Here is an 11,318-nt window from a genome sequence, read left to right as displayed (position 1 = left end):
TGCTTTACCTAAAACGTTCGTTCCCGCACCACGTATTGCGGCGACTGGTTGATGCTGATGTAGATGCGGCCCACGTATTCGCCGATGAGTCCGAGCAACAGCATAATCATGCCTCCGATAAATAGTAGGGTGGCGAGCATGCTGGTGTAGCCTACGGGAATTTCGGGATTGAGGAATTTCTGGTAAACGACGTAGAGGCCTGCGAGAAAACCTACGAGGGCGCAGATAACGCCAATAAAAGTCGCAGCGCGGAGCGGCTTGACGGAGAATGCGGTAAAGCCGTTGATCCAGAGCCCGATAAGGCCTGCGAGCGTGTAGCCGGAGCGGCCTTCGAGACGGCGGCGGTGTTGTACTTCGACGTTGCCAAGGTTCTTGGTGGCGCGGAAAACGAGCCCGCTAATATAGGCGAATGGGTTAGGGTAGCGCACGATTTCATCGACGATGAACTTGCGCATAATAAAGAAACTCGTTGTGCGGAGCGTCTTGGGTTGACCAATGATAGCTTCGGCCATTTTCTTGTTGACCCAGGTGCCAAAACGGCGGAACAGGTGCTGTGCCGAATGCTGGTAGTAACCGTAAACGACGTCGTAGCCTTCTTCTAGTTTGTCTACAAGCTTGAAACTTTCGCTGGCGGGGGTTTGGCCGTCGTCATCGAGGCTGATGATGTAGTCGCCGGTGGCTTGGCCGTAGCCTGCCATTAGGGCGCTGTGTTGCCCGAAGTTCTTGGCGAGGCAGATTCCTTTAATCTTGTTGTCGGCTGCGGCGAGCTTCTTGATAACTTGCCATACGCCATCGGGGCTGCAGTCGTTCACTAGCACGATTTCGTAGTCGGTGCCGGGGCGCGTGGCTACGGTTTCGCGGATTTCTTGCACCACGGTTTCGATGGTGTTCTCGCTACGGTAACAGGGAATTACAAAAGAGAGTTTCATTTAAAACCTTTGCTGAACGGATTCCCACTTGTTACTTTGTGCAGACTTTGCGGCAGCCTGCATCATGGCGAGGCCTTCCAGCGAGGTGTGAATGCCGCATACATACTGGCTTGTAAAGCTTCCGGTTGCGAAATATTGGCCGAGGCAGTCGGCGATGTCTTTGTAGTAGTTCGCGAAAGCTTCGATAAATCCGGCGGGATGGCCGGCTTTAAAGCGGTTGTAGCGTTGCTGGTTTGCAATTTTGACGTCGCCGGTGCGGTCGCGCAGGCTTACGTTGCCTCGCAGGTCGCAGGTCTTAAGCGTTTCGGGTTCTAGCTGGAACCATTCGGCGCTGCCTTCGCTGCCGTACACGCGGATGCGCAGGCCGTTGCGGTTGCCGAGTGCGGTTTTGCTGAACCAGATTTGGGCGCGAACATTGTTTGTGTATTGCACGAGGGCGCCCACGTTATCGACGATCTGCGGGAAAAGCCCGAAGGTGGTCTGGTCGGCCACGATGTGTTCGGGGCGTTCGCCGGTCAAAAAGTAAATCATGTTGTGCAGGTGGCTGCCGAGATCCAGCGAGATTTTCGGAATCACGGTGTCCTTGAGTCGCCAGCTTTGCGGTTTGGGCGGCTCGTTGTTGGTGCCCAGGCGCATAAAGCCTTCTTGCGGCATTTCGACTTGCACCTGCTGGATTTTACCGAGTTTGCCGTCGGCGATGAACTGCTTGAGTTCTCGCACCATGGGGTAGCCGGTGTAGTTGTAGGTGGTGCAGAAGAATCCTTTGGTGTCAGCGACGACTTTTGCGATGGCTTCGCCTTCGGCCACGCTGGTGGCGAGCGACTTTTCGCAAATCACAGGGAACCCGGCATTCAGTGCGTCAATCACGATGTCTTTGTGGTAATCGGTCGGCGCGAGCACTACGACGGCGTCGAGTTTGCCATTTTCGGCTTTCAAAAGTTCGTGGTAGTCGGCGTAGGTGCGTTCGTCTGCGACGCCCCAGGTGCGGGCGGTTTTTTGGTTAGTTTCGGCGTGGGTGCTGAATGCGCCCGCTACAAGTTCAAAATGGCCGTCCATTTGGCTTGCAGCCTTGTGGACTTCGCCGATGGCTGAATTGATTCCGCCCCCGATAAACGCAATCTGATAAGGATCCTTCTTCATACCTTGGAATATAGGATAATTTATGGCGGAATGCGCGGGCTCTGTTAAAAAATCTTTATTCTACCACTATTTTCGCGAGTTCGGTCATGCGTGCGGTTTTGTCTTGCATCTCGGCGAGAGTGTTGAACTTAAAGAAGACGATTCCTGCCTTGTAGGTGAGTTTGTCTGCAACGACTTCGCCGGGCTTGTACCACAAGAATTTTTCGACGATGTTGCCTTGAATTTCAGGCGCAAAGGTAACGTCGCGGACAATGCCTTCGCATAGTTTGTCGCTGGCAGGGGAGGCGTCGCTGGTTACAAGCGTGTCGCCGGCCTGGCAGTCGGCCATAATGCAGTGACGCAGCCAGAATCCTTGGGTGGGTACGTCGGCGATGTCGGAAATGTCTTCGCCTGTTTCGGCTAGGACGATGAATTTTGGGTAGTCGATGCCTGTCGCGTATTTCACGAACTTGATGTACAAATCTCCGGGCGGGCGGCGACAGATTTCGATGATAACGGGCGTGCCGTCGGCCCGTTCGATGTACTGGATGTGCAGAATGCCGTCGACCAGGTGCAATTCTTGCGCGATGCGTTCACTGTATTCGCGGAGCATAGCGAGAGTCTTGTCGCTGGAGGTGCTCGGCGAATTTGCGCCCGAGACCATGTACTTGTTGATGTAGTACTGCTCGTTGTCGGAGAAGGCGAATGCAACTTTGCCATTCACGAGCATAGCGGAGAAACCGTGGTTTGAACCTTGCACGAATTCTTCGACTACGATGTGGTCTTGGCGTGTGCGGCTGCAGGCGTCTTTGTAAGCGACCCGGGCTTCGTCGACGTTTGCGGCGCGATGAATGCCTTTGCCGCCAGTCAAGTCGACGGGCTTCACGATAATCGGGAAGGTGAGTTGTGCGATCGCGGTTTCGAAATCGGCGTCACTTCTAACAACGAGTGCGCGCGGTGTTGGGATGCCAAGTCTAGTAGCGAGAGCGCGGTACTTGTCCTTGTGGTGAATTTCGAGGCTTGTGGCGTAGCTGTCGTGGCCGGGGAGTCCCAACTTTTCGCAAACGTACACGGTCGAAAGCAAGGCGAAATCGTTGCAACCGGAGCAAACTGCTTGAACGCCCTCGCTCTTGGCGAGTTCCAGCATGGCGTCTTTGTCGCTGAAGTCTGCAAAAACGTTCTTGTCGGCGTAAGGGTGGCCCAATCCTTCGCGGGCGTTCCCCGTGGTAATCACGTACCAGCCCAAACTTTGCGCGGCCTGGATCAGCGGAATTTCGGCATGGCCGCCGCCGAGAAGCAACATTTTCTTTTTAAAACTCATGGTGTAAACAATATATCTTTTTTATGCCCGAAAAATATATATTTTCTGCGTTATGAAGATTCCATTCAACAAGCCGCCGTTCGTGGGGCTCGAACTCGATTATGTGAAGCAGGCCGTCGAAAGTGGCCGTATTTGTGGTGATGGCACTTACAACTTGATGTGCCATGATTGGCTTGAAAAGCATACCGGTACGGCGAAGGCTTTGCTGACCACAAGTTGCACGCATGCACTTGAAATGTCTGCGCGCCTTTGCGATATTCAGCCTGGCGACGAGGTGATTATGCCGTCGTTCACGTTCGTGAGCACGGCCGATGCGTTCGTGTCGCAGGGAGCTAAGTGCGTGTTCGTGGACATTCGCCCCGACACCATGAACCTGGACGAAAGTTTGATCGAGGCCGCCATCACCGAAAAGACGAAGGCGATTGTGCCGGTGCACTACGCGGGTGTGGCTTGCGAGATGGATAAAATCAACGAGATTGCAAAGCGCCACAACCTGTTCGTGGTTGAAGACGCCGCTCAAGGCATGATGGCAACCTACAAGGGCAAGGCCCTCGGAACGCTTGGCGACTTTGGCTGCTACAGCTACCACGAAACCAAGAATTATAGCATGGGCGAGGGCGGCGCACTGCTTATCAATGACAAAAAGTATTGTGACCGCGCCGAAATCATTCGCGAAAAGGGCACGAACCGCTGCCAGTTCCACCGTGGCGAAGTCGACAAGTACACTTGGGTAGAGCTTGGTTCCAGCTATTTGCCGAGCGAACTCAACGCCGCTTACCTTTATGCGGAACTGGAATGCGCCGACGAAATTTACGACAATCGTATGGCGAGCTGGAACGCTTACCGCGAACGCTTGCAGCCGCTGGCCGGCAAGGGCTTGGTTGAGTTACCGTTCATTCCGGAACATTGCAAACACAATGCACACATGTTCTACCTGAAGGTCGAAGACCTGCAAACGCGTACGGCACTCCTCAAATACCTGGTGTACAACGGCATTCTGGCGGTGTTCCATTACGTGCCGCTGCATTCATCGCCTGCGGGCCTGCGCTACGGTCGCTTTAGCGGCGAAGACAAGTACACCACCAGCGAAAGCAATCGCTTGCTGCGCCTGCCGATGTTCTTTGGTCTGAAAACCGAAGAAATCGACTTTGTCTGCAGCAAAGTGAACGAATTCTTCGGGGTTTAAATTAGGTGTATTCAGCTTTTTAGTATGTCAACCCGTAGCCGTAGGGGAATAGTCCCTTTTTGCCGTCACCGACGTTAATCGGGATTTGCTTGGCGTCTTTGGGCCAGGTGTGCGGGAGTTTGCCGGTGGGCTTTACCTTGCCAAAGAGTACGTCTGCAACGCCTGCGCCTTCGCTGCCGGGGAGCCATGCCACGACAAAGGCGTCGGCAGCCTTGATGAACGAGGTGATGGGGAGCGGTCGGCCGGTGATGAGCACGACGGCGACTTTGTGGCCGGCTTTTTGCCAGGCCTTGATCTGCGTAATATATTCGTCGGTGCTGTTGAAAGACATGTCGGTGCGGTCTTCTTTGAAGATGATTTTGTTGTTAAAATCATGGCCGCGGTAGTCGCCGAACCATTCGGCGTAGGGGACTTCGCCGACAACGTACACGATGGTGCCGGCTTCTTCAGCGGTATTCACACGCGTGCCTTTTGCGACTTCGTCGAACCCTGCTTGAATCGAGGTGGCTCCCGGAACTTCTTCCATGGTGCCTTGCCAGCCTAGCGTCCATGCGCCGCATTGCAGGCCGGTATTGTTGGCGTGGCTGCCGGTTACAAAAACTTTGCTGTTGGTATCCAGCGGAAGAACCTTGTTGTTCTTGAGGATTACGAGACTTTTTTGAACGGCTTCGCGGGCGATTTGACGGTGTTCGTTGCTGCCGATGTTCTTGGTAACGCCTACGTAGGCGGCAGGGCCCTTGGGGTTGTCGATTCGGCCGGCGCGGATTTTGGCGCGCAATATTCTGCGGCAGGCATCCTTGATGCGGTCTTCGCTAATGTTCCCTTCGGCAAGTAGCACCTTCATGGTCTTGACAAAGTTGTGTACCGATTGCGGAACCATGGCCATGTCGAGGCCCGCGTTAATGGAAGCGCGGATGGCGTCTTTCGAAGACATGTCGGTGACTTCGCCGGCGAAGTAGTTGCCTGCAGCGCCTGGCGTCGTGGAATGTTCGATGCCTTCCCAGTCAGCAATCACGTAGCCGTCAAAGGCGAGTTCCGTCTTGAGAACGCCTGTGAGCAGGGCAGAATCGATATGCTGATGAACGCCGTTCACTTGGTTAAAGCTTGCCATGACGCTCAAAGCGCCTTGTTCGATGGCGGCTTCGTAGGGTGGCAGGTATTTTTTGTAGAGATCCTTTTTAGAGATAATGGCGTTGCCGCGGTCGTATCCTTTTTTGGTGGCACCATCGCCGATAAAGTGCTTGATGGTGGTAATCACGCGCCATTCAGCGTCGTTGTGGTCGCCTTGTTGCCCGCGCACGAATGCGGCGCCGAGGCTCACGGCGAGTTCGGGGTCTTCGCCAAAGCCTTCGTAGACGCGGCCCCAGCGTTCATCTTGCGGTACGGTGATGGCGGGTGCGAAATTCAAGTCAATGTGGGCGGCCCACATTTCTTCGGCGACGGCTTGCCCGATTCTGCGTACAAGCGCTGAGTCGCGGGTGGCACCGAGGCCGATGTTGTGCGGGAAAATGGTTGCCCCTTTTACGTCGGCGACGCCATGCACGTTGTCTTTGCCGTAGGTGGCAGGGATTTTTTGACTCCAGGCGCTCTTGTAGAAATCGGCGGTGTAGGCACCGCCGCCTTCGAGGGCGGAACCGCAAACGCCTTCGCCACAGTTGAGCTTGGGAACTTTCGCTTGCGTCATCTGGGCGATCATGTCGTCCATGGTCATGCCCGCCATGATTTCGTCGATTTTATTTTCGATGGGGTCGCGCTTTAAGGTAATGTTATCGTATTTCTTTTGGCCTGCGACTACGCTGAGCGTTTCGGGGAGGAACCCCGCCTTGCGCACGATGATGCTTTGGTCTTTCCTGGCGTTGCCAAGCTTGAAGGCTCCCTTGTCGTTCGTGAGTGTCCGGGCGTTTGCGAGTAGGTTCGGGAGAGTCCTGACGGTGACGGCGGCGTTCTTGACGGGTGCACCCGATTCATCGACGACGTTGCCCGTAATGGCTGCCTGCGAAAAACCGTAGGCGGCAACGGCAAAGAGAGCGACTTTAGAGAAATTCATAATAATACCTTCCAAGGTAAATTTACATTCAAAAGGCTTTTGCCGGAAAAAGAACTCGTGATTTCGCGTGTACATAAGAAAACGGCCTTATTTCGCGAGGAAATAAGACCGAATCTCGTTGCAGCACGCCGATTACAGCGCGTCAATCACGGCGTTGAATTCCGCTACCGGGCGCATCCACTTCTTCAGAAGTTCCGGCTTCGGCAGGTAATAGCCGCCGATATCAGCGGGTTTGCCCTGCTCGGCGGCAAACGCGGCGACAATCTTCTGCTCGTTTTCGGCGAGAGCCTTGGCGACCGGGGCGAACTTCTTGGCAAGTTCCGCGTCGTCCTTCTGGGCGGCAAGAGCCTCGGACCAGTAGAGGGCCAAGTAGAAGTGTGAACCGCGGTTGTCGAGTTCGCCGATCTTGCGGGCGGGCGTGCGGTTGAATTCGAGAATCTTGCCGTTCGCTTCGTCGAGCGTGTCGGCCAAGACTTTCGCCTTCTTGTTACCTTCCTTCAATGCGACCTGCTCAAAGGCGGGCACCAGCGCGAAGTATTCGCCGAGGGAATCCCAGCGCAGGTAGTTTTCGGCGAGGAACTGCTGCACCTGCTTGGGAGCGGATCCACCTGCACCTGTTTCGTAGAGGCCACCGCCAGCCATAAGCGGCACGATGCTGAGCATCTTTGCAGACGTTCCGACTTCGAGAATCGGGAAGAGGTCGGTGAGGTAGTCGCGCATTACGTTGCCCGTGACGCCGATGGTATCGAGACCGGCTTTCGCGCGCTTCATGGTTTCCACAATCGCCTTGCGCGGGCTCATAATCTTGATGTCGAGGCCGTTCAAATCATGTTCCGGCAAGTAGGCTTCTACCTTCTTCTGGATTTCGCGGTCGTGAGCGCGTTCCGGATCCAGCCAGAAAATCGCCGGCGTGTTGCTGAGGCGGGCGCGTGTCACAGCGAGTTTCACCCAGTCGCGCACCGGAGCGTCCTTGGCCTGGCACATGCGGAAAATGTCGCCCGCTTCAACATTCTGCTGCAAAAGGACTTCGCCCTTGCTGTTCACGGCGCGGATAACGCCCTTGCCCTTTGCGACAAAGGTCTTGTCGTGGCTGCCGTATTCTTCGGCGCCCTGGGCCATGAGACCCACGTTCGGCACAGTGCCCATGGTCTTCGGGTCGAATGCGCCGTTCTGCTTGCAGAATTCAATCGTCTCGTCGTAAATGCCGGCGTAGCAGCGGTCCGGAATGCAAGCGACAACTTCTTGCAACTTGCCTTCCTTGTTCCACATGCAGCCGGAATTGCGAATCATCGCAGGCATCGAGGCGTCGATAATCACGTCGCTCGGCACATGCAAATTCGTAACGCCCTTGGCAGAATCCACCATGGCGAGGTCCGGGCCGTTAGCGAGTGCTGCATCGATGGCTGCGCGAACTTCGGATTCCTTGGCGTTGCCTTCGAGGCGCTTGTACAAATCGCCGAGGCCGTTGTTGGCGTCAATGCCCAGTTCCTTGAACAAGTCGGCATACTTCGTGAACACGTCCTTGAAGAACACGCGCACGAATGCACCGAACAGCACCGGGTCAGAGACCTTCATCATGGTAGCCTTCAGGTGCACCGAGAACAGCAGGCCCTTGGCTTTAGCCTCGGCCATCGCATTGGCGATGAATTTTTCGAGCGATGCCATACGCATGACGGTCGCGTCGATGATTTCGCCCTTCAAAAGCGGCTTTGCGGCACGGAGTTCCGTAACTTCGCCTGCTTCATTGACAAATTCAATCTTGAACGTGTCGGCGTCGGCCATGGTGATGGACTTTTCGTTGCCGTAAAAGTCGTCGGCCTGCATGCTTGCCACATGCGTCTTTACAGAAGTGTTCCAGTTGCCGTTGCTATGCGGGTTGTTGCGGGCGTAGTTCTTCACGGCCTTGGGAGCGCGACGGTCTGAGTTGCCCTGACGCAGCACCGGGTTCACGGCGGAACCCTTCACCTTGTCGTACTTGGCGCGGATTGCCTTTTCTTCGTCATTCGCCGGAGCGTCCGGATAATCAGGCACATCGAAACCGTTCTTCTGGAGTTCGGCGATGGCGGCCTTGAGCTGCGGCACCGATGCCGAAATGTTCGGCAGCTTGATGATGTTTGCATCCGGTTCAAGCGTAAGCTTACCCAAAAAGTCTAGGTCGTCGTTCGCCTTGCCAAAAGCAGCCAGAATGCGGCCCGGCAGGGAAATGTTCTTGGTTTCGACATCGATGTCGGCAGCCTTTGCGAAACCGCGCACGATGGGGAGCAAAGATTGAGTCGCCAAGAACGGCGACTCGTCAGTCAGGGTGTAATAGATCTTAGTATTCATACACCCCTAAGATAGAAAATTGCTAATGAAAGCTTGGTTCTATATCTCGGGTGCGAACCTTAATAAGACGACTTATATACATAGCTCCATTCACCGTATGGTTCAATCTGTTCAAGACTTTCCGGTTTATCGCAATTCCAGTTTTCACTTACATAGGTCGTTTTTACAATGGGTGTTCCAATGACGTCCCACTCATCGGAACCGACAACGACAAATGCCGAATAGTGAACGCTCGAATCTTCTGGGCAAGAAGTTCCACTCTTTACAATATCTGAAATGAAAATTCCGTTTTTATCGATATCATAAAGTATATGTCCCTTCGCCCCAACATCTTTCACAACGACTAGATAATAAACATTGAAATTTTGATTATGCTTATAATGGTATTCCTTATACGGCCTACTTGCCGTTTGGGGGAAGAGACGCGTAAACACGGAATCGGGCAAGCGATAAACGCCTTCTTCACGATATGCGTTGGCTGCATCGTTCTCTAGAAGTTCGTTATAACCAACTACATCGTGATTATACGTTAATTTAGGATTGATCAAATCTACTTTGTGAGGGATGTCGTCCCATGCAGACTGATTTCTATAAACCCATGCAAACTGGCCTCTATAATCATACAATGTATGTGTTAGCGAATCGCGCCATACTTCATCCAAGCTGTCTTTTGCCTTATCAAACTCATTTTCAATCGGAGGGCAATCCTCTATTTCACTATGATAATATCCATCTTCATCAAAACAGTGCTTATAATTTTTACTATCATCGTCAAAAGGAGCGTATTTTACGGAATCTTCTATACATTCGTTTTTAAATTCCGTTATAGAGGAGTCTAGGAATTCTTCCGTACTTATTCCTTCTGGGATAAACGAGGCGCATGCCAAGTTCAGCCGCATATTGCGACATCCCTCACCGAAATCCTTAAACAATCCGTTAGATTCATTGCAAGATTGTTTAAACTGATTCAAGTAATCAGTACAAGAAACTCCATACCCCCAATAACCGTAAAATACATCGCTGCCTACCGTTTTTAGAACAACTGGGGTACTATCGACTTGAACAATTTTTGCCATGACGAGAGTTGCACCGCCCCATCTGAATCCCATAAAATCTTGGGTATTAAGCCATATATCAAAAAGCTGCTCGCCCGAAAAATATTTTACAGAATCGTAATATTGAACACGAACCACGCCAGGCCGGTTTTCGCCAGCTTCCATTGAAAATGGGAAAACATCGCAAGTTCTATGGGAATCTTTACTTGGGTAACTATATCTCTGTTCGGCCTTTATGACAAGAGAATATGTGCTAAAGTAATCATTATAACCCGCCTGATTAGAGTCAGGAATTCCTTTTTCTGGATCAACGTTCGACGAGTCCACAAGTGCGTAGAACGACTTTGCCAAAATGGCTTTCTGTTCAGCAGTCAATTCTGCAGTGGGCGAAGTGCTCGGTTCTGTGGTGGCGCCGGCAACGCTTTGATCGACGCTTGATTCGTTTGAACAAGCAGCCCCAAAGGCAGTCATGCCTGCCAAAATAGTTTTGTACAAATTTTTCATGTTAAGCCTCCTTCCTCTTGGTCAGCGGGAACAATTGTAAATTCAGTCGATAAACCTTGTCGTATTCTTTTTCTTTGGCGGCCATGGCGACCACTTGCTGCCTTAGCGCTTCAAGCTTTTGCACTAGCCACTGGTACGTGTTTTCGGACATGCCGAGCGTAACGCCTGTAATATGGCGACTTTCGGGTGGAACATCGTCAATGGCGGAAGTTGCGAACTTGGACATTTGTCGATTCATGGAACGGAGCGCTAGGGGAATCGCTTCTGAAGAGCCCGTGACCACTTTTTCGGTCTGTTCGTAAGTGTCTTCGCCGATTTTTTTCAGAAAACCGGCGTGAAGCATAAAGTCCAATGCGTAGCGGACATCGGCGGCGCTTACAACGGGGTAGCATTGGCGCGCAAGTTCCAGCGGTTTTGCTCCGGGCATAATCGGAGCGAGTTCGCGCACCACGGGATTTACCCATGATTCAAAATACTTGAATGCTTCGCCGTCTACAACGCGCAGGCGGTTTTCCTTCGCGATTTTTTGCATTTCGTTGAAGGCCTGCATTTTCTTTTCGTCGTTTTTGGCGTCCCCGAAATGCACCATGGCGCAAAAGTAGTCGCGGTCGGCGCCGACAAGTTCCATGGCGTCGGCAACGCCATTGATTCCGTTCTTGCTGACTCTACTTTTCCCTTCGCAAACAAGCTGGAGGTAGTTGGGTGAGGTGAATCCCGCCAGTCGGGAAAATTCACGCCAAGAGAATAAAGAACTGCGCTTACGTTCTTCGTAGTAATCGCGCATGTACTTTCGATAATCTTGATATTCAGTGATTGGTTTCATGCCTATAAA

Annotated in this window: 8 protein-coding genes; 1 reads left to right on the top strand and 7 read right to left on the bottom strand. The window is 52.9% G+C overall.

Annotation, left to right across the window (positions count from 1 at the left end; translation table 11 throughout):
- Positions 1–8: 8 nt before the first annotated feature.
- Genes QOL41_RS02150 through QOL41_RS02140 form a run of 3 tightly spaced genes read right to left on the bottom strand, consistent with a single transcriptional unit; the run spans position 9 to position 3,369 of the window.
- The gene (locus QOL41_RS02150) at positions 9–929 is read right to left on the bottom strand and encodes a glycosyltransferase family 2 protein (protein ID WP_283428460.1); all 921 of its coding nucleotides are present in this window, start codon (positions 927–929) and stop codon (positions 9–11) included.
- Positions 930–2,069: a Gfo/Idh/MocA family protein gene (locus tag QOL41_RS02145; protein ID WP_283428459.1), complete on the bottom strand. Its 1,140-nt coding sequence runs from the start codon at positions 2,067–2,069 to the stop codon at positions 930–932. It lies immediately after the preceding gene.
- 55 nt (positions 2,070–2,124) lie between these two features.
- Positions 2,125–3,369, bottom strand: a complete 1,245-nt coding sequence (locus tag QOL41_RS02140; RefSeq protein WP_283428458.1) for an ATP-grasp domain-containing protein — start codon at positions 3,367–3,369, stop codon at positions 2,125–2,127.
- A 52-nt stretch (positions 3,370–3,421) separates the two neighbouring features.
- On the opposite strand from QOL41_RS02140, the gene rffA reads away from it, so the two are divergent.
- The gene (rffA, locus tag QOL41_RS02135; protein WP_283428457.1) at positions 3,422–4,555 is read left to right on the top strand and encodes a dTDP-4-amino-4,6-dideoxygalactose transaminase; all 1,134 of its coding nucleotides are present in this window, start codon (positions 3,422–3,424) and stop codon (positions 4,553–4,555) included.
- 19 nt (positions 4,556–4,574) lie between these two features.
- On the opposite strand, the gene QOL41_RS02130 is transcribed toward rffA, so the two are convergent.
- The 4 genes from QOL41_RS02130 to QOL41_RS02115 all read right to left on the bottom strand — a co-directional run bounded on the left by QOL41_RS02130 (position 4,575) and on the right by QOL41_RS02115 (position 11,309).
- Positions 4,575–6,602 (bottom strand): glycoside hydrolase family 3 N-terminal domain-containing protein, encoded by a 2,028-nt coding sequence (locus tag QOL41_RS02130; RefSeq protein ID WP_283428456.1) that lies wholly within the window; start codon positions 6,600–6,602, stop codon positions 4,575–4,577.
- A 132-nt stretch (positions 6,603–6,734) separates the two neighbouring features.
- Positions 6,735–8,927, bottom strand: a complete 2,193-nt coding sequence (locus tag QOL41_RS02125; RefSeq protein WP_283428455.1) for an NADP-dependent isocitrate dehydrogenase — start codon at positions 8,925–8,927, stop codon at positions 6,735–6,737.
- Between the two features lie 59 nt (positions 8,928–8,986).
- A complete protein-coding gene (locus tag QOL41_RS02120) occupies positions 8,987–10,486 on the bottom strand; it encodes a hypothetical protein (protein WP_283428454.1) in 1,500 nt (499 codons plus the stop codon).
- Position 10,487: 1 nt separating this feature from the next.
- Positions 10,488–11,309 (bottom strand): TIGR02147 family protein, encoded by an 822-nt coding sequence (locus QOL41_RS02115; protein WP_283428453.1) that lies wholly within the window; start codon positions 11,307–11,309, stop codon positions 10,488–10,490.
- Between the last annotated feature and the right edge of the window lie 9 nt (positions 11,310–11,318).

The organism is Fibrobacter sp. UWB10, from assembly GCF_900182935.1.
Classification (GTDB): domain Bacteria; phylum Fibrobacterota; class Fibrobacteria; order Fibrobacterales; family Fibrobacteraceae; genus Fibrobacter; species Fibrobacter succinogenes_O.
The sequence above is the reverse complement of the archived record's forward strand: the minus strand, read 5'-3'. Positions and strand labels throughout refer to the sequence as shown.

What these genes read in the sequence shown, in the direction of transcription:
- QOL41_RS02150 (WP_283428460.1), bottom strand. Translation starts at nt 929, where the DNA reads ATGAAACTCTCTTTTGTAATTCCCTGTTACCGTAGCGAGAACACCATC.
- QOL41_RS02145 (WP_283428459.1), bottom strand. Translation starts at nt 2,069, where the DNA reads ATGAAGAAGGATCCTTATCAGATTGCGTTTATCGGGGGCGGAATCAAT.
- QOL41_RS02140 (WP_283428458.1), bottom strand. Translation starts at nt 3,369, where the DNA reads ATGAGTTTTAAAAAGAAAATGTTGCTTCTCGGCGGCGGCCATGCCGAA.
- rffA (WP_283428457.1), top strand. Translation starts at nt 3,422, where the DNA reads ATGAAGATTCCATTCAACAAGCCGCCGTTCGTGGGGCTCGAACTCGAT.
- QOL41_RS02130 (WP_283428456.1), bottom strand. Translation starts at nt 6,602, where the DNA reads ATGAATTTCTCTAAAGTCGCTCTCTTTGCCGTTGCCGCCTACGGTTTT.
- QOL41_RS02125 (WP_283428455.1), bottom strand. Translation starts at nt 8,927, where the DNA reads ATGAATACTAAGATCTATTACACCCTGACTGACGAGTCGCCGTTCTTG.
- QOL41_RS02120 (WP_283428454.1), bottom strand. Translation starts at nt 10,486, where the DNA reads ATGAAAAATTTGTACAAAACTATTTTGGCAGGCATGACTGCCTTTGGG.
- QOL41_RS02115 (WP_283428453.1), bottom strand. Translation starts at nt 11,309, where the DNA reads ATGAAACCAATCACTGAATATCAAGATTATCGAAAGTACATGCGCGAT.